Origin of the sequence: Halopseudomonas sp. (genome assembly GCF_036961105.1) — a bacterium.
GTDB lineage: Bacteria > Pseudomonadota > Gammaproteobacteria > Pseudomonadales > Pseudomonadaceae > Halopseudomonas.
Genome location: NZ_JBALWW010000015.1, coordinates 1 through 18,449 on the forward strand (window position 1 = coordinate 1; position 18,449 = coordinate 18,449).

Consider the following 18,449-nt stretch of genomic DNA (forward strand, 5'->3'; position numbering starts at 1 on the left):
TCAAGGCCCGCAGCACTGTGCTGCAGATTGAGGCCGGATATACGACAGACAACCTGCTCTTGTTATCAAAAACTGGAAGCCTTGCAATGAGGGAGGAGACCATATACGGCCGTCCCAGGGGTAAACCCGGTGGTGTGCTTGTAGCCTGGGACGGTCGAGTTCCATCTCGACCACAGGCGTCAGCCTGCAGACGCCTCTACGTGGCGCTGCGCGCGGCCTTCTTTCCAGCCTTCGAGTAGCGACAAGAGCGCGGGCACCACCATGAGCACCAGCAGTGTGGAGAAGCCCAGGCCGAAGGCGATGGAGGTGGCCATGGGGATCAGGAACTGCGCCTGCAGCGAGGTCTCGAACAGCAGTGGCAGCAGACCGCCAATGGTGGTCAGCGAAGTCAGCAGAACGGCGCGCAGGCGCTGCACCACGGCCTCGTTCAGCGCCTCGTTGACCGCCAGCCCACGCTTGCGCTGCTCCTGATAGAAGCTGACCAGGATGATCGAGTTGTTGACCACGATGCCCGACAGGCCGAAGAGCCCGAACAGCGACAGAATGGTCAGATTCAGCCCCATCACCCAATGCCCCAGCACGGCGCCGACCAGCGCCAGCGGAATCACCGACATGACGATCAGCGGTGTGCTCCAGGAACTGAACACCCACACCAGCACCGCGTACATCAGCATCAGGCCGATAATCAGGCCTGTTCCCATATCGGCCATGGTCTCCTGCTGATCTACCGAGCGGCCCTCAAAGCTGTAGCGCACGTTGTACTGATTGGCCAGCGCCGGCAGCTCCTTGGCGATGCTCTTGAGCACTTCGCCGGCGGTGGTCTGGCTCAGGTCGATGTCGGCAGTCACATCGGTAGCCAGCATGCCGTCGGCGTGGCGCAGCGCCTCAAAACCCTGATTGTTGCCGAATTCCACTACCTGCCTGAGGGGCACGAAGCGGCCGTCGTCGAGGCGAATGCTCAGCTCACTCAGGCTGGCCAGGCTTTCGCGCTCGCTGCGCGGCAGCTGGACCCGCACTTCAATCTCGTCCTGGTCTTCCTGGTAGATCTGCGCCAGCCGGCCATCGTAGGCGGCGCGCAACTGCCGGCCGACACTCTGGATACTCAAACCCAGCGACTGCCCGTAGGGCGTCAGGCTGTAGACCAGTTGTTCGCGGCCCCAGGCCATGTCGTCTTCGGTACTCAGTACACCTTCGATCGAGCCGATCATGACCGACAGCGCTTCTGCCGCGTTCTTCAGTTGCTCCGGGTCGCTGCCGGTCAGGCGCACATCCACGTCTTTGCCGGGCGGGCCGCCCGCCTGCTCGGTGATGTTCAGCTGATCGATACCGGGCACCGGCTGAATACGCTCGCGCCAGGCGCGGATAAAGGCCTTGTTACGCACATCCCGATGATCCGGCGAGACCATTTCGATCAGCATGGAACCCAGGTTGTCGCCCTGCCGTGCGCCGGCATTCTCGACAATTACCTGACCTTCGCGGGTCACGGCAGTGAGCACCAGATCGCCACCCAGATCGGCCTCGGTATCGGCCAACGTCTGTTCCAGGTGGCGCATGAAGCGGATCATGGTGTCACGCGGGGTACCGGCCACAAAGCTGACGTTGGCCTGCAGCATCTGCGGCTCGGGCGTGGGAAAGAAGCTGAAGCCGATACGGCCGCTGCTCATCAGGCCAACAGTCACAATTACCGCCACCAGCGCACTGGCCAGGGTGGCACCACGGTAGCGCAGGGCCAACTGCGAGAAGGTTCGAAAGCGCCCATCACGAAAATGATTGAAGCCCCGGTCAAAGCGCTGCCGCAACGCATCCACCCGCGCCAGCACACGCGCGCCGCGCGAAGTGCCGGGCGCCTTCTGGCTGGCGGGCTTGAAGGCCGAACGCAGGTGGTGCGGCAGTACCACAAAGCATTCCAGCAGCGAGGCGATGAGCACGCAGATCATCACCGTGGGAATGTCGCCAAGAATATTGCCGAAGATGCCACCCACCATCAGCAGCGGCATGAAGGCCGCGATGGTGGTCAGCGAGGAGGCCACCACCGGCCAGAGCATGCGCTTGGCGGCACCTTCCGAGGCGCGCTGCGGTTGCTCGCCGCTGCGAAAGTGCGCGTCGGCATCTTCGCCGACCACAATGGCGTCGTCGACGATGACCCCCAGCGCCATGATGAGCGCGAACAGGGAAATCATGTTGATCGAACCGCCAATCAGCCAGAACACCGCCATGGCGGCGAGGAAGGCGGTGGGAATACCCACAGCCACCCAGAGCGCGACCCGTGCGGGCAGGAACAGGTAGAGCAGCACCATCACCAGCACCAGCCCGCTCAGACCATTGTTGACCAGCAGACTGATGCGGTCGTTGATCAGTTGCCAGGCCTGATCATAGACATGGATCTTCAACTCGGGCGGCAAGGTCGGTTCCACGCGCTCCAGCCAGGCATTCAGCGCCTGGGCGGCCTCCAGCGAGTCGCCGTCTTCGGCGCGCTGCAAGGCCAGCTCCACCGCCGGCTGACCAGCATAGCGCAGCAGCACCTGATTGCGTCTGGGCTCCTGCCGGATCTCGGCGATATCGCCCAGGCGCAGATGGCTGGCACCGTCCTGCAGCAAGGGGATGTTGGCAAACTGCTCGGCATCGCGGCGTTGTTCGATGGCGCGCAGCTCGCGCGCCGAGTCCTGTTCGCCAGCCTGGCCGGCGGGCAGATCCTGGGATTCGGCGTCCACCCGCTCGGCGACCTGATCCAGCGACAGTCCCAGGCGTTGCAAGGTGGTGTTGGGTATCTCAATGCTGATTTGCTGCTCCGGCAGGCCGGCGATCTCGATACGGTCGATACCGCTGGTCAGCAGGTCGTCTTCCAGCCGGTTGGCGATGATGCGCAGTTCGTGCGGCGCGTAGGGGCCGTAGAGCAGCAGAGTGGCTATGGGGTCGTAGCGCGCCACCCGCACCACTTCCGGCTTTTCTGCGTCGGCCGGGAGGTTACGGAATTCATCGACCTGCTGGCGCGCATCATCCAGCGCCACCACCGGATCGGTACCTTCGCGAAACTCCAGGGTAATGCTGGAGACGCCCTGGGCCGAGGTGGAGGTCATGTTCTTCAGGTTCTGGATGCTGCGCAGGCGCTGTTCCAGTGGAATGGTGATGGCCTGCTCGATATCTTCGGCAGCCGCGCCGTTCCAGACCACGCGCACGGTGACAAAATCGAGCGCGAAGGTGGGGAAAAACTGAATGTTCATGCGGCCCAGCGCCAGCACGCCGCCCATCAGCATGACCAGCATCAGCAGGTTGGCCGCCACCTTGTGGCGGACAAAAAACGCCAGCGGGCTGGTCTCGCTCATGGCCGCGGCCCTGTGCTGTCGTCAGTCTCGGCCGCCGGCGTGGCCGCGCCGGTTTCCACCTTGAGGCCCTGCACTGCGTTGGGCAGGTGCGTGGTGACTATCTGCATGCCGCCGCGCAGCTCGTCCGAGCGCACCAGCACGCGGCGCTCGCCGTTCTCGGCCAGGGTTTCGCCCACGCGCTGCACTTCAATGCGCTGCAGGCGTCCGTCGCGTACTTCGTAAAGGGTATCGTTGCCGTAGAGCGCACTGTAGGGCAGGGCCACGCTGTCATCACGGACCGGTCGCGCGACGCTGATCGCCAAGAGGTTGCCCAGGCGCATGCCCGGCTGCGGGTTATCGACGCTGAACAGCGCCTCCACCCCGCGCGCGTCGGCCTGGCCGGCAATGCGCTTGAGCGTCAGGCTGATTGGCGGCTCGATATCCAGGCTGTGCGCCTGCAATTGGTTGCCTTCCTGCAACGCCTGCACAAAGGCCTGACTGTGTACCTGAGGCACCACGGCGCGCAGCTCCATGCCCTGCAGCGGATAGAAATCCAGCAGCGCCGCGTTGGCGTTGACCTGATCGCCAACGGCCGCCTGGACGTTACCCACCACGCCGTCGAAGGGTGCGGTGAAGCGGCTGCGTTCGGCGTCGCGCTGCATGCTGTCAAAGGTGGCCTGGGCACGCGCCACCCGCGCCTGCGCTGCCTTGAGGCGCGAGGGATGATTGTTGATGCTGCGCTGGCGGTTGGCCACGGTGAGCGCGGCGCGATCCAGCACGTCCTTGCTGTTTTCAAGCTCGGCGGCAGGCAGAGCGCCACGGGCGATCAGTTGCTCGACCCGGCCGACATTGGTCTCGGCGTTGGCCTGGATGCGCTGCTCCAGCTTGAGCGCGCGCAGGTCGTTCTGATGCGCGGTCTGCTCGCTCTGCAACTGCGCCTTGGCATCTTCCAGGTCGGCCTGGGCTTCGGCCACGCGCGGCGCAATGTCGGCTTCGTCCAGCGCCATCAGCAGCTCGCCCTGCTTCACCTGCTCGCCGTCCTGCGCCGGCAAGGCGGCAATGCGCCCGGCCATGGGTGCGACTACCGTGAACAGCAGGGGCGATTCCAGGGTGCCGTATAGCGTCAGCCTTGGCGCAAAGGTGTCGGGCTGAATCACTTCGGTCGCCACCCGCCAGCTACGCTCCAGGGAGCCCACCGGGGCCGGTTCGTCAGCCGTTAGGCGCAACAGAACAAAGATGACTATCCCGAGGGCCAGTATCAGGAAGGGGACGAGACGTTTGCGCATGAAAGTTCCGAATGGGGCGATATTATTTTGACTGCCCTATATAGCGTGTTGCCCGGCCCTTGAGCAAGGGCCAAGCGTGCCCATCGCCAGGCAGCGGCATTGTCGTGCTGGCGACAGGCAGATGTGCCGCCTATGGGTCAACATATCTGCAATGGATAGGGGTTCTCGAAAAGCGCTGCCGGCGCTACCGTGAGACAAAATAAAACCGCTCTACGTCGCCACTACGCTGCCAAGCGACGACGTCAGGGCCGACTCGCTCCATGGAGACAATGACTGTGACTACCGCACCGCGCTGGATCTCGTCCTATCCCGAGAATGTCCGCTGGGATCTGCCCTTCGAACCGCAACCCATACCGGCGCTGCTGGATGCGGCGGTAGCGGAGTTTCCCGACAACTCGGCGATCGACTTCTTCGGTAGCAAGATGAGCTACCGCGAGCTCAACCACAAGGTAGACCAGGCGGCACGCGGTTTCCAGCAGCTGGGCGTCAAACCCGGCGTGCACGTCGGTCTTTATCTGCCCAACTGCCCACACTACTTCATCAGCTTTCTGGGCGTCCTGCGCGCCGGCGGCACCGTGGTCAATTATTCACCACTGGACGCCGAACGCACTCTGGAGCACAAGATCGAAGACAGCGAGACCGACATCATGGTCACGCTGGGGCTGCAGGCCTTCTATCCGCGCATGGCAACCCTGCTGGAACGCACCCGCCTGCGCCATCTGTTAGTCGGCGAGCTGACCGAGTTCTGCACCAGCGCCACGCAGGAACAACGCGACCTGCTCGGGCCGCAGGCGACACCGCAGCTGGGCGCCGACTGCAGCAGCTTTGCGCAACTGCTGGACAACCAGGGCGATTATCAGCCCTATCCCATCGAGGATCCGAACAACTGCCTGGCCGTGCTGCAATACACCGGTGGCACCACCGGCGTGCCCAAGGGCGCCATGCTTACCCACGGCAACGTGACCGCTTCCTGCGCGCAGCTGCGCGAGGTACTGAGTGCCGCGGTGGAACCGGGCCAGGAAAGGGTGCTGGCGGTGCTGCCGCCGTTCCATATCTATGCCTTGATGGTAAACATGATCTTCGGCCTGCGCGCCGCCGCCGAGCTGTACCTGCATCCGCGTTTCGACGTGATCACGGTGCTCAAGGAGATCAGCGAGAACCGGATCACCACCTTTCCCGGGGTGCCAACCATGTTCATCGGCCTGCTCAGCCACCCCGCTACTGCGGACTACGACCTGTCGTCACTGAAAATGTCCAACTCCGGCGGCGCGCCGCTGCCGGTCGAGGTGCAGCAGCAGTATTTCAATCGCTCCGGCTGCACCCTGCGCGAGGGCTGGGGCATGACCGAGACCACCACCACCGGCACCTTCACGCCCAAGGACGCGACGCCGCGCCCCGGCTCCTGCGGCGTGCCGGTACCGGGCTCGCATATTCGCATCCTGCCGCTCGATGGCGGCGAGACCGAATTGCCGGTGGGCGAGAAGGGTGAGGTGTGCATCAAGGGCCCGAACATCACCGCTGGCTACTGGCGCCGCCCCGACGCCACCGCCGAAGCCATGACCAGCGAAGGCTTTCTGCGCACCGGCGACATTGGTTACATGGATGCCGACGGCTTTGTGTACATCGTCGATCGCACCAAGGACATGATCCTGTGCAGCGGCTACAACGTGTACCCACGCACCATTGAAGAGGCCATCTACGAGTTTCCCGGCGTGGAGGAAGTCTCGGTGATTGGCGTGGCCGACGCTTACCGCGGCCAGGCGCCCAAGGCCTTCATCAAACTGAAGACTGGCGTTGAGCCCTTCAGCTTCGAGACGCTGCAGGAGTTTCTCGCCAGCCGCCTGGGCAAGCACGAGCGCTTGCAGAGCATGGAAATTCGCCCGGAGCTGCCAAAAACCCCGGTCGGCAAGCTGTCGAAAAAAGAACTCTACGAAGAAGAAAAGCAGAAACAGGCGGCAGTCAGCGCCTGACGTCAGCGCGGGTGGGTGCGGCCACCCGCGCCGGAGCCTATCTCTGCCTCACGCCGAGAGGCGCTGGGTGAGGGTGCTGAGTTCGCCGGAGAGCCCATGCAGGGTCTGGCTGGCGCGCGCGGTGTTGTCGACCTCGGCCTGATTGGCGCTGGCAATGTCGGTGATCTCAGTGATATTGCGCGAGATATCCTCGGCCACGCTGGTCTGCTCATCCGCCGCAGTGGAAATCTGCCGATTCATGTCACGAATCGACTCGATGGCCAGGGTGATCTGGCCCAGTCGATCACCCGCCAGCGTCACGTGCTCCATGCTGGTCTCGCTGCGCGACTGGCCGTTCTCGATGGCCTTGACCGCTTCCAACGCGCCATTTTGCACATTGCTGATGATCTGCTGAATCTCGGCGGTTGACTGCGCGGTGCGCTGCGCCAGGGTGCGTACCTCATCGGCCACCACGGCGAAACCACGGCCGGCTTCACCCGCCCGCGCCGCTTCAATCGCCGCGTTGAGCGCCAGCAGATTGGTCTGTTCGGCGATGCCCTGAATCACCTCCAGTACCTTGCCAACACGGCTGCTGTCGCCTTCCAGGCGGCGGATAACCTCGGTGGTGAGGGTGATCTGCCGCAGCATGTCCTGCATGCCGGCAATGGTTTGCTGCATCACCTGGCCACCTTGCTGGGCGTTGGTATCGGCGGCATCTGCAGCGCGCGCTGCCTCGGCCGCAGAGGCGGACATTTCCTGCATCGCCGTGGCCACCTGATCGGTGCGTGAAAACTGGTCACGGCTGCCCTGCGCCATACGCGTGGCGATGGTGTTCAGCTCACCGCTGGCACGATCCAGTTCGGCGGTGCTGCGCTGCAGCTGGCTGAAGGTGTCGCTTAGAAAACTGCGCAATTGATTCGCCGCGCGCGCCAGGGTGCCCAGTTCATCCTGGCGTTGGGTAGTGATGGGCGCGCCCATGCGGCCCTGGCTGAGTTGATCGATCTGATCTATCAGTCGGGTAATGGGACTGACCAGACGGCGATTGACCAGCAGCAGGCTGAAGCCTCCAATGATCAGCGCGGCCAGGCACAAGCCGATCAGACCATATAAGAGGGTGAGGCTGGCGATTCGATTGATCTCGCCGCTGCTGGCCAATGCCGCGTTATTGATCTTGTCCGACAGCGCCTGCATCTGCTCGCTCACCTCGCGGTCGATGCCGCGTGCGCTGCGATCGCCGGCGGTCGGCTCCATACCCGCAGCGATATAGGCATCCAGGCTGGTGCGGTAACTGCCCGCCAGGCGTTGATGCGCTGCGCGCAGCTGGGCAATCTCGGCTTTGGTGCCAGCATCGACTTGCAGCTGGTCGATCTCCTGCAAGGTAGTCTGAACCGCCTGTTCGGCTGCCTCGAACTGCGCCCAGTATTTACGCTGGTCTTCCGGGTCGGCGCCGCGCAGCAGCACGTTCTTCCACTCCTGCACCTGACTCTTGAACTCGAGATTGGCGCGGTTGATCAGATTGGCCGCGTTGACCGGATGTTCCAGCAGCTGGCGGTAGCTGCGTACATCACCGGCCAACGAGCTGACGGTGATCAACGCCACCAGCAGCATAAGGGCGAGACTGCCGCCCATCAGCAGCAGCGTCTGCTGACGCAGGGAACTATTGAGAGACATGGTCACTCCTTGGAGAGGTGATTGCCGATCACTGAACAGGGATAAATGGTGTTGGTGCCAGCCACCACTGAACGGGCCTCCAGCAAGCGGCGGCGATTGTACAGATTATCGGCAGCCAGATTCAGCGCTGAAGCCTTTTGTAAAAACTGTGCACCCGCAGCGCTGTCACCCCGGCAGGCTTTACTTGATAATAGCCGCTACTTTTTCTACGGCAGGTGATGGGTAATGTTATTAGCGATAGCAGCGGTCATAGCAGGTTTGGCGCTTCTGGTCTGGAGCGCAGATCGCTTTGTGGATGGCGCCTCGGCTACTGCCACGCATGCCGGCATGCCCCCGCTGCTGATCGGCATGCTGATCATCGGCTTTGGCACTTCGGCCCCGGAAATGGTGGTCTCGGCACTCGCTGCCGGGCAGGGAAACCCGGGACTGGCGCTGGGCAACGCCTTTGGCTCCAACATCACCAATATTGCGCTGATCATCGGCCTGGTGGCGGTGATCAGTCCGATCAAGGTGCACTCCCAGGTGATTCGCAAGGAGCTGCCGATCCTGCTGGGCATCACCCTGCTGGCTGGCTATCAGTTGATTGATGGCCAGCTTTCGCGCATGGATGCCTGGGTATTGCTGGGGGTGTTCTTCGTGCTCATGGGCTGGTCCATCGTGCAGGGCATGCGTGGGCGCGGCGACAGCCTGGCCGCCGATTACGAAGGTGAGGTGGCCAACCACGCCATGCCATTGAACAAGGCGATCTTCTGGCTGGTGCTGGGCCTGGTACTGTTGATCGTCAGCTCGCGGGTGCTGGTCTGGGGCGCTGTTTACATCGCCGAGAGTATGGGCGTGAGCGACCTGATCATCGGCCTGACCGTGGTCGCGGTGGGGACCTCGCTGCCGGAACTCGCCTCTTCGCTGGCGGCCATCCGGCGTAATGAGCACGACCTGGCGCTGGGCAACGTGATTGGCTCCGGGCTGTTCAACACCCTGGCGGTTGTCGGTATTGCTGCCGGTATCGCCCCGCTGGCGGTAGACCCGGTGGTGCTGCAGCGCGACTGGGTGGTGATGTTCGCCCTGACCCTGGCCCTTCTCGCCATGGGCATCGGCCGCAAAGGACGCGAGGGCAAGGTAAGCAGGCCGGAAGGGGTGCTGCTGCTGCTCACCTATGTGGGCTATACCAGCTATCTGGTTTATACCATTGTGGCCTGATTACCGCGCCGATCCGGTCTTCACTCCCTGTGAGCGACCGGATCGCAGGTGTATGATGGCTCTTCATTCGCCGCCGAGATTGCCGCTTTCCCCATGACTGAAGCGAACCCCGCAACACCGCAGCACAAACCCCGTCCGATGGTCGACCTGCTGGTCAGCATTGTGTTGCCATCCATCATCCTGATGAAGTTCAGCGGCGAAGCCAATCTGGGCGCCAGCACTGCCTTGATTGTCGCGCTGGCCTTTCCGGTGTGCTGGGGTCTGTTCGAGCTGCTGCAGTACCGCAAATTCAACTTTATCGCCTTGCTGGGTGTGGTCAGTGTGCTGCTGACCGGCGGCATCGGCCTGCTCAAGCTCGACCCACAGTGGCTGGCGATCAAGGAAGCGGCGGTGCCCGGCGTGATCGGCATTGCGGTGCTGGTATCTACCCGCACCCGCTACCCGTTGATTCGCACCCTGCTGTACAACGAGAAGGTTATCAACGTGGCCCGTGTGCAGGAACGCCTGCAGGAGCGCGGCCAGGTGGAGGTGTTCAACCAGCGCCTTTCACGCGCCACCTATCTTCTGGCCGGCACCTTCTTTTTTTCCTCGGTGATGAATTTCATCGTCGCCAAATGGATAGTGGTCAGCCCCGCCGGCACTGAAGCCTTCAACGAGGAGCTGGGCCAGATGACCCTGGTCAGTTACCCGATGATCGCCATTCCCTCGATGATCATGATGATGGCCATCCTCTTCTACCTCTGGCGCACCATTCACGGCCTGACCGGGTTGAAGATGGAAGAAATCATGGCGCAGCAGCCCAAGGGCTAAGCGCAGCCGCCGGCTGGGCTTAGCCAGCGGCAAGCCTCAGGCCGCAAGCGACAAGCTGGCCGCGCTGTTCGTAGGCGTCCAGCTTCCCGCCTTAGCCCGAACTCCAACCCCAAAAACAGAACCCGGCACCGAGGCCGGGTTTGCTTGAGGCTTGACGCTTTCAGCTTTGGGCGCGCTAGAGCGCGTCGAGGGCGTGCTTGAGGGTGAGAACCGTGCGGTCGATGTTGTGCAACTTGTCGAGACCAAAGAGACCGATGCGGAAAGTCTTGAAGCCCTCGGGCTCGTCGCACATCAGGGGTACGCCGGCGGCGGTCTGCAGACCAAGCGCGCCAAAGGCCTTGCCGCTTTGCAGGCCATCGTCGGTGGTGTAGCTGACCACCACGCCGGGTGCACCAAAACCCTCTGCAGCTACGCTCTTGAAGCCCTTCTCGCGCATCAGCTCACGCACGGTGCGGCCCAGTTCCAGCTGCTCCTGCTTGACCTTGTCGAAGCCGTACTCGCGGGTTTCCAGCATGGTGTCACGGAACGCCTTGAGCGCATCGGTCGGCATGGTTGCGTGATAGGCGTGGCCACCGTTCTCGTAGGCCTGCATGATCTGCCGCCATTTTTTCAGGTCAGCGGCGAAGCTGCTGCTGGTGGTGGTTTCCAGGGCTGCTTCGGCGCGTTCGCTGAACATAACCAGTGCGCTGCAGGGTGAGGCGCTCCAGCCTTTCTGCGGGGCGCTGATGAGTACGTCGATGCCACAGGCTTGCATGTCCACCCAGACGGTACCGGAGGCGATGCAGTCGAGCACAAAGAGACCGCCGACGTCGTGCACGGCGTCGGCCACGGCGCGCAGGTAATCGTCGGGCAGGATGATACCAGCGGCGGTTTCCACATGCGGAGCAAAGACCACATCGGGCTTGCTGGCGCGAATTTCCGCTACCACGTCCTCAATGGCCGCCGGGGCAAACTCAGGCTGGCTGCTGGCGTCGGATTTGCTTGCCTTGAGTACGGTTTCGCTGGCCGGAATGCGGCCCATTTCGAGAATCTGGCTCCAGCGGTAGCTGAACCAGCCATTGCGGATGACCAGACACTTCTTGTCCTGAGCGAACTGCCGCGCGACCGCTTCCATGCCGAAGGTACCGCCGCCCGGGACTACGGCCACCGCGTTGGCGTTGTACACATCTTTCAGGGTGCTGGAGATGTCGCGCATGACCTGTTGAAAGGTCTGCGACATGTGGTTTAGCGAGCGGTCGGTGAAGACCACGGAATATTCGAGCAGGCCTTCGGGATCGATGGCAGGGACCAGTTTGGACACAGGGACTTTCTCCAGACGGGTGACAGAAAAACGCCGGCATAAACCGGCGTTGGCGATGCCACATCCTAACCCGATTTGTCCCTGGGCGCAGCGCCCAAGCGCTGACTCAGGGCTATTTGTCGCGTGTCAGATGGAAGAAGAAATCCAGGGGCTTGCCCTTGATGTCACCCAGGCCGATGACCACATCGTCATTGACCTTGCGGAAGTAATCGATGATCGGTTGCTGGTCGTAGATCAGCGCCGCCGAGACCTGGCCGTCGAAGACCATTTCACGAATCTGTGCACGGCCGAGTTTGTCGTAGTTCTGCAGGGTGCCGTCTGGGCCGGGGTAGAGGATCGGCTCGACATCATTGATGGCGTTGAAGCGCTTGCCGTACCAGTTGAGCGGATCAGGCTCGGCGCCACCGTCGAACTTGCCGCCGTGCCAGGTGCCCAGCATGAAGTCGAGGCTTACCGGCTCCAGTTGCTTGAACAGTGGCATCAGTGCTTCTGCCGAGTAGGCTTCGCCACTGTCGATCATCTGCATGAATTGCTCTTCTGCTTCCCCCGCCATAACACCTCCGGTGAGCGCTGCGGCCAGGCCCAGCGCGCTGATGGATTTTGCTGCCTTGCTCATGTGCATACCTTTACTAATGGGTTGAGCAGCAAGGAGGGTCAGCCGGTGCACAGGCTCCAGCAGGCATTGAAAGCGGCATCGATATCGTTCTGCTGCAGCTTCAAATGCCCGTCGCGCTCTGCCCGAATCAGATTCACAAAGGCGCCCCATACCAGGCTCATCAGCACTTCGGGGCGTATGTCGCTGCGAAACAGCCCCTCGTGTTGCAGTTGCCGATAACGCTCGACGATAGGCTTGAGCACCTTCTTTTCCAGTGCTCGGCTGGCCTCGTCGAGATAGGGCCGGTGATCCTGCAGCTCCATGAACATGTACGCGTCGGGATCGCTGCGGCTGAAGTCCGCCATGCGCTGCCAGACGATGGCAAACAGCTCGCGCGGCGGCAGCGTCTGATCCAGATCGCTGTACAGCCGCGCACTGCTTGCCCGCTTCTGCTCACGAAACAGCTCGTTGACCAGAGCCTCCTTGCTGCTGAAATAGCGATAGATGGTGCCGGTCCCCACCTGGGCCTGTTGAGCCAGAGCGGGCATGGGCACACCGTTCACACCACCGGCGGCAAAGACTTTCAGGGCGGCGTCGAGAATCGCCTGACGTTTGTCCTTGATGCGCGGGCGGGGCGTTTTGGTAGGGCTTGAATGAGTATTCATTCGCGCATTCTAACCCCTATCGCCAGTTTGTACAGAGCGGCTGCGAGCACGGAAGAACCGCCCTCAACCACCGCCCATCCACTATGAATGAATATTCATTCATAATGCTAGACTATAGGCTGCCGGCGCAGAAACCAAGTATTTTGTGTAACCAGTGAGAAGGAAAGAGACCGAACCAGATTCGCCGTCAGGCGGCATTGGGGATGCATCAACCGGCAGGGCATGCCGCCCTCCCGGTTGCTGGCTCATCGCTTAGTTGCGACGGCTTTCGATCACATCCTGCCAGCTGGGGCTGGCTTCTTCTTCCGGCGTTTGCGCGCGTCGCTTTTCGGCGCTGCGGGCAATGAACCAGCCCAGCAGAGTGAATAGCGAAACCGCCAGGAGAATCACGCTGGCAATGGCGTTGATCTCAGGCTTCACGCCCAGGCGCACCGAGGAGAAGACTTCCATCGGCAGGGTTGTGGACCCAGGGCCGGATACGAAGCTGGCCAGAACCAGATCATCCAGCGACAGGGTGAAGGACAACAGCCAGCCGGCCGCGATCGAGGGCGCAATCATCGGCACCGTAATCAGCAAAAAGGTCTTCCATGGACGCGCGCCCAGATCCATGGCCGCTTCTTCGATGGACTGATCCAGCTCGCTCAAACGTCCGCTGACCACCACCGCCACATAGGAGGTGCAGAAGGTGACATGCGCGATCCAGATGGTGACCATGCCGCGCTCGGCCGGCCAGCCGATCATCTGCGCCATGGCTACAAACAGCAGCAACAACGACAGACCGGTGATCACCTCGGGCATGACCAGCGGGGCGGTAACCAGCCCGGAGAACATGGTGCGGCCTCGGAAGCGCTTGATACGCGTCATCACGAAGGCCGCGAGGGTTCCCAGGCAGACCGCCGCACAGGCGGTGCAAAAGGCAATCTGCAGGCTGCGTTTGACCGCGTTCATCAGTTGGGTGTTGTCCAGCAGCCCTACATACCAGTGCACCGACCAGCCACCCCAGACGGTGACCAGGCGCGAAGCGTTGAACGAGTAGATCACCAGAATGATCATCGGGATGTAGATGAACGCCAGCCCGACCCAGAGCATGACGGTGGAGAATCCGGGACGTTTGCTCATGCCTTTTTCTCCATTTCCTTGGCCTGGTTGTAGTGGAACAGGATCAGCGGCACGATCAGGATCAGCAGCATCACGATCGCCAGCGCCGAGGCCACCGGCCAGTCACGGTTATTGAAGAACTCCTGCCACAACACCTTGCCGATCATCAGCGTTTCCGGGCCACCCAGCAGCTCGGGAATGACGAACTCACCGACTACCGGAATGAACACCAGCATGGAGCCGGCGATAATACCGGTCTTGGACAGCGGCACGGTAATGGTCCAGAAGGATTTGACCTTGCCGGCACCCAGATCCATGGCCGCTTCCAGCAGGGTGTGATCGTGCTTGACCAGATTGGCGTACAACGGCAGCACCATGAACGGCAGGTAGGCGTAGACCACGCCAATATAGACTGCGATGTTGGTGTTGAGGATCTGCAGCGGCTCGTTGATTACCCCGATGTACAGCAGCGCGGTATTGAGCAGGCCGTTGGTACTGAGAATGCCCATCCAGGCGTACACGCGGATCAGGATGGCGGTCCAGGTCGGCATCATCACTAGTAACAGGTAGACCAGTTGCTTGTCCTTGGGTGCGCGGGCAATGGCATAGGCCATGGGATAGCCCAGCAACAGACAGATAAGGGTGGAGAAAAACGCGATTTTCAGCGAACCCAGGTAGGCCGCCAGATAGAGCCCATCCTGCGAGAGAAAGATGTAGTTGCCGAAGTTGAGCACCACGTTGAGCGTCTGCTCGACATACTGGAAGATCGGATCGTAGGGCGGGATGGCAATCGCCGCCTGTGAGAAGCTGATCTTCAGCACTATGGCAAAGGGCAGCAGGAAGAACAGCAGCAGCCACAGATAGGGCACACTGATGACCCACAGGCGCCCGCTCGGCAAGAGTCGTGAGAGCGATGGCGTTTTCATGAGTGCAGAATCACCCCGCTGTCGTCTTCCCAGCTGATGTAGACCTCGTCTTCCCAGGTTGGGCGCGGCAGCCGGCGCTCGGAGTTGGCCATGAAGGCCTGGACGATCTTGCCGCTGTCGAGCTTGATGTAGTACACCGAATGGCCGCCCAGATAGGCGATATCGTGCACCTCACCGTGTGACCAGTTGTACTGCTCCTCCGGCTTTTCGGTCGAGACCCAGACCTTTTCCGGGCGCAGGGCGTAGATGATGTTCTTGTCCTGGGCGCGGGTCGAGATGCCGTGGCCAACGTAGATCGGATGATCCAGATGCTCGCACTGGATGATGGCGTGATCTTCCATATCGGCGGTAATTTCACCCTCGAAGATGTTCACGCTGCCAATGAACTCGGCCACATGACGGCTCAGCGGGCTTTCGTAGATATCCATCGGCGTGCCGACCTGGGCAATCCAGCCCTGATGCATGATGGCAATGCGCTGGGCCATGGTCATGGCCTCCTCCTGATCATGGGTCACCATGATGCAGGTTACGCCCACGCGCTCGATGATCTCCACCAGCTCGAGCTGCATCTGCGAGCGCAGCTTCTTGTCCAGTGCGCCCATGGGCTCGTCCAGCAGCAGCACCTTGGGCCGCTTGGCCAGTGAACGGGCCAGCGCCACGCGCTGACGCTGGCCGCCGGACAACTGATCCGGTTTGCGCCGGGCGTACTCACTCATGTGTACCAGCTTGAGCATCTCCTGCACGCGGTCGGCGATTTCGGTCTTGCTCATCCTGTCCTGCTTGAGGCCAAAGGCGATGTTCTGCTCCACCGTCATGTGCGGAAACAGCGCGTAGGACTGAAACATCATGTTGATGGGGCGCTCATAGGGCGGCAGGTCGGTGATGTCCTGACCATCCAGCAGCACACGGCCTTCGGTCGGTCGCTCGAAGCCGGCCAGGATACGCAGCAGAGTCGACTTGCCCGAGCCGGACCCACCCAGCAGCGCAAAGATCTCGCCACGGTTGATGGTCAGGCTGACGTCATCGACCGCCAGCGCCTCGTCAAAGCGCTTGCTGATGCGCTCGATCTTTACGTACTCATCGGGTTCGGCCTTGGCCATGGCCTGTTTCATGGCCCCTGCTGCACCAACCATAGATTTCTCCGCGTATCTTCCCACCTGCTTCTGCGCGCGTTGCAGCGCAGAATGCACTTGTTGTTACCGATGCCGCTGTTGCGCCGCATCGAGCTTTTGATCTGGGGTATATCCAACAAGGGCTGCCCATGGGCAGCCCTTGTTTTCGTTGGCCCTTAGCGGCCGGACTTGATGCGGCTCCAGGCGCGCGTCATCAGACGTTGCGCCGCCATCGAACGTGGTACGTTGACATACAACCGGCTCATGACAGCGTCGGACGGGTAGATGGCCGGGTCATTGAAGACCTCTTCATCCACCAGTTCATTGGATGCCTTGTTCGGGTTGGCGTAGGCCACGTAATCGGTGATCGGCGCAATCACGTCAGGACGCAGAATGTAGTTGATGAAAGCGTGGGCGTTGTCGGGGTTGGACGAATCCTTGGGGATCGCCAGCATGTCGAACCACAGGGTCGCGCCTTCCTGCGGAATCACGTACTTGATCTCGATGCCGTTCTCGGCCTCTTCGGCACGTGCAGCGGCCTGGAAGATATCGCCGGAGAAGCCAGCCGCAACGCAGATGTCGCCGTTGGCCAGGTCAGAGATGTAGCGCGAGGAATGGAAGTAGGTAATGTCCTTGCGTACGCCCAGCAGCAGCTCTTCGGCCTTCTTGATGTCGTCGGCGTCGTTGCTGTTGGGGTCCAGGCCGAGATAGGCGAGGGCATTGGGCAACATTTCGTCGGCCGAGTCGAGCATGGTCACGCCGCAGCTGGCCAGCTTGCTGGTGTACTTGGGATCGAAGATCATTGCCCAGGTATCGCGGGGCATGTCGTCACCCAATACTGCCTGCACCTTCTCGACGTTGTAACCAATGCCATTGGTACCCCAGAGGTAAGGGATGGAGTGCTTGCTACCCGGATCGATGCTTTCCATCTGCTTCATCAGTTCAGGGTTCAGGTTGCTCATATTGGGCAACTTGCTGTGATCAAGCTCCATATAAACGCCGGCCTTGATCTGCTTGGTCAGGAAGTTGTTGGAAGGCACCACGATGTCGAAGCCCGAGCGACCGGTCAGCAGCTTTGCGTCGAGCACGTCGTTGGAGTCGTAGACGTCGTAGGTCACCTGAATACCGGTTTCCTTCTCGAAATTGGCAATGGTGTCTTCGGCGATGTAATCAGACCAGTTGTAGATGTTCAGCTTGCCATCGGCCTGAGCTGCACCAACACCACCCAGCAGCGCAGCGGTAGTCATGGCCAGCAGTGTTTTTTGCATGGGACGCTTCATGATCTCTCCTAATTCAGACTCCAGCCTCTGGCCTGGTCTGATTTCTTGGGTTTGGTCGGAGCCCGCGGCCCCGACCGGTCTAGTGGAACGGCTGCTCAGCGGCCCGACTTGATACGAGTCCAGGCACGGGTGCGGACGCGCTCGATATTGGGCGGCAGTTCGGCCAGGGTAAACAGCTTGTCCAGTGTCTCGTCGCTCGGGTATACGCCCGGATCGTTCAGCACGCTGTCATCCACCATGGGCTTGGAGGCCTTGTTGCCGTTGGCGTAGGCCACATAGTTGGAGATTTCCGCGATGACTTCGGGGCGCAGAATATAATTCAAAAAGGTGTAGGCGTTATCGACATTTTTCGCGTCCTTGGGCATGGCCATCATGTCGAACCACATGGCGGCGCCTTCCTTGGGAATCACGTACTTCACTTCCTGGCCATTGCCGGCCTCCTCGGCCCGCGCAGCAGCCTGCAGAATATCGCCTGACCAGCCCACCGCGACGCAGATGTCACCGTTGGCCAGATCGGTAATGAACTTGGAGGAGTGGAAGTAGGCGATGTGCGGACGTACCGCCATCATCAGCTCCTGCGCCTTCTCGTAATCGGCGGCGTTGGTGCTGTTGGGGTTCAGGCCCTGATAGAACAGCGCAGAGGGGATGATTTCGGCCGGCGCATCGAGGAAGGCCACGCCACAGGAGGCGAGCTTCTCCATGTTTTCCGGTTTGAATACCAGGTCCCAGGAATTGACCGGCGCATCCTCACCCAACACGGCTTTTACCTTGGCTTCGTTGTAGCCAATACCGGTGGTGCCCCAGAGATAGGGGAAGGCGTACTGGTTGCCCGGATCATTGGTCTGCAATGCCTTGAGCAGGGTAGGGTCGAGGTTGTCCCAGTTGGGCAGCTTGCTGCGATCCAGCGGCACGAAGGCACCGGCCTTGATCTGCTTGCCGAGGAACTGGTTCGACGGCACCACTATGTCGAATCCGGAGCTGCCGGAAAGCAATTTGGCTTCCAGCACCTCATTGCTGTCGAATACGTCATAGACCACGCGGATGCCGGTTTCCTTCTGGAAGTTGTCCAGAGTGTCCTCGGCGATGTAGTCGGACCAGTTGTATACGTTCACCACGCCTTCTGCCTGAGCAGCCGCGCTTATGGATACAGCGGTAGCGGTCGCAAGCAGTGTCTTGCCCAGATGTTTCATCATCTTCTCAGCTCCATTCCTTGTTTGGAAACGCATCTTGTATATGCATTCTTTTAAACGCGGTGTCG

General features: G+C 61.3%; 14 protein-coding genes. 3 read left to right on the forward strand and 11 right to left on the reverse strand.

The window, feature by feature from the left end; all coding sequences use genetic code 11:
• Positions 1 to 179: 179 nt before the first annotated feature.
• Both V7756_RS13810 and V7756_RS13815 read right to left on the reverse strand, forming a co-directional pair.
• On the reverse strand, positions 180 to 3,323 hold the full coding sequence (locus V7756_RS13810) for an efflux RND transporter permease subunit (RefSeq protein WP_335610772.1): 3,144 nt from the start codon (positions 3,321 to 3,323) through the stop codon (positions 180 to 182).
• Positions 3,320 to 4,588: an efflux RND transporter periplasmic adaptor subunit gene (locus V7756_RS13815; protein WP_335610773.1), complete on the reverse strand. Its 1,269-nt coding sequence runs from the start codon at positions 4,586 to 4,588 to the stop codon at positions 3,320 to 3,322. Before V7756_RS13815 ends, V7756_RS13810 begins: the two co-directional genes overlap by 4 nt.
• A gap of 269 nt (positions 4,589 to 4,857) precedes the next feature.
• Between V7756_RS13815 and V7756_RS13820 the strand changes: the two genes are divergently transcribed.
• Positions 4,858 to 6,558, forward strand: coding sequence for a long-chain-fatty-acid--CoA ligase (locus tag V7756_RS13820; protein WP_335610774.1), 1,701 nt, complete (start codon positions 4,858 to 4,860; stop codon positions 6,556 to 6,558).
• A 48-nt stretch (positions 6,559 to 6,606) separates the two neighbouring features.
• Here V7756_RS13820 and V7756_RS13825 read toward each other — a convergent pair whose 3' ends face one another.
• Positions 6,607 to 8,208 (reverse strand): methyl-accepting chemotaxis protein, encoded by a 1,602-nt coding sequence (locus V7756_RS13825; RefSeq protein ID WP_335610775.1) that lies wholly within the window; start codon positions 8,206 to 8,208, stop codon positions 6,607 to 6,609.
• Between the two features lie 225 nt (positions 8,209 to 8,433).
• Between V7756_RS13825 and V7756_RS13830 the strand changes: the two genes are divergently transcribed.
• Complete coding sequence (locus tag V7756_RS13830) at positions 8,434 to 9,405, forward strand: calcium/sodium antiporter (RefSeq protein ID WP_335610776.1); 972 nt, start codon at positions 8,434 to 8,436, stop codon at positions 9,403 to 9,405.
• A 93-nt stretch (positions 9,406 to 9,498) separates the two neighbouring features.
• Positions 9,499 to 10,215, forward strand: a complete 717-nt coding sequence (locus V7756_RS13835) for a VC0807 family protein (protein WP_335610777.1) — start codon at positions 9,499 to 9,501, stop codon at positions 10,213 to 10,215.
• Positions 10,216 to 10,390: 175 nt separating this feature from the next.
• On the opposite strand, the gene V7756_RS13840 is transcribed toward V7756_RS13835, so the two are convergent.
• From V7756_RS13840 to V7756_RS13875, 8 genes are all read right to left on the reverse strand, one after another.
• Positions 10,391 to 11,515: an aminotransferase class V-fold PLP-dependent enzyme gene (locus tag V7756_RS13840; RefSeq protein WP_335610778.1), complete on the reverse strand. Its 1,125-nt coding sequence runs from the start codon at positions 11,513 to 11,515 to the stop codon at positions 10,391 to 10,393.
• Positions 11,516 to 11,627: 112 nt separating this feature from the next.
• Entirely contained in the window at positions 11,628 to 12,131 is a 504-nt protein-coding gene (locus V7756_RS13845; protein ID WP_335610779.1) for a DUF4334 domain-containing protein, read from the reverse strand.
• Between the two features lie 38 nt (positions 12,132 to 12,169).
• Positions 12,170 to 12,775, reverse strand: coding sequence for a TetR/AcrR family transcriptional regulator (locus tag V7756_RS13850; RefSeq protein ID WP_335610780.1), 606 nt, complete (start codon positions 12,773 to 12,775; stop codon positions 12,170 to 12,172).
• Between the two features lie 252 nt (positions 12,776 to 13,027).
• Entirely contained in the window at positions 13,028 to 13,894 is an 867-nt protein-coding gene (locus V7756_RS13855) for an ABC transporter permease subunit (protein ID WP_335610781.1), read from the reverse strand.
• On the reverse strand, positions 13,891 to 14,799 hold the full coding sequence (locus V7756_RS13860) for an ABC transporter permease subunit (protein ID WP_335610782.1): 909 nt from the start codon (positions 14,797 to 14,799) through the stop codon (positions 13,891 to 13,893). Before V7756_RS13860 ends, V7756_RS13855 begins: the two co-directional genes overlap by 4 nt.
• Entirely contained in the window at positions 14,796 to 15,932 is a 1,137-nt protein-coding gene (gene potA / locus V7756_RS13865) for a polyamine ABC transporter ATP-binding protein (RefSeq protein ID WP_335610783.1), read from the reverse strand. Before potA ends, V7756_RS13860 begins: the two co-directional genes overlap by 4 nt.
• A gap of 155 nt (positions 15,933 to 16,087) precedes the next feature.
• Positions 16,088 to 17,191: a polyamine ABC transporter substrate-binding protein gene (locus V7756_RS13870; RefSeq protein ID WP_442909007.1), complete on the reverse strand. Its 1,104-nt coding sequence runs from the start codon at positions 17,189 to 17,191 to the stop codon at positions 16,088 to 16,090.
• A gap of 95 nt (positions 17,192 to 17,286) precedes the next feature.
• Entirely contained in the window at positions 17,287 to 18,381 is a 1,095-nt protein-coding gene (locus tag V7756_RS13875) for an extracellular solute-binding protein (protein WP_335610839.1), read from the reverse strand.
• Positions 18,382 to 18,449 lie beyond the last annotated feature (68 nt).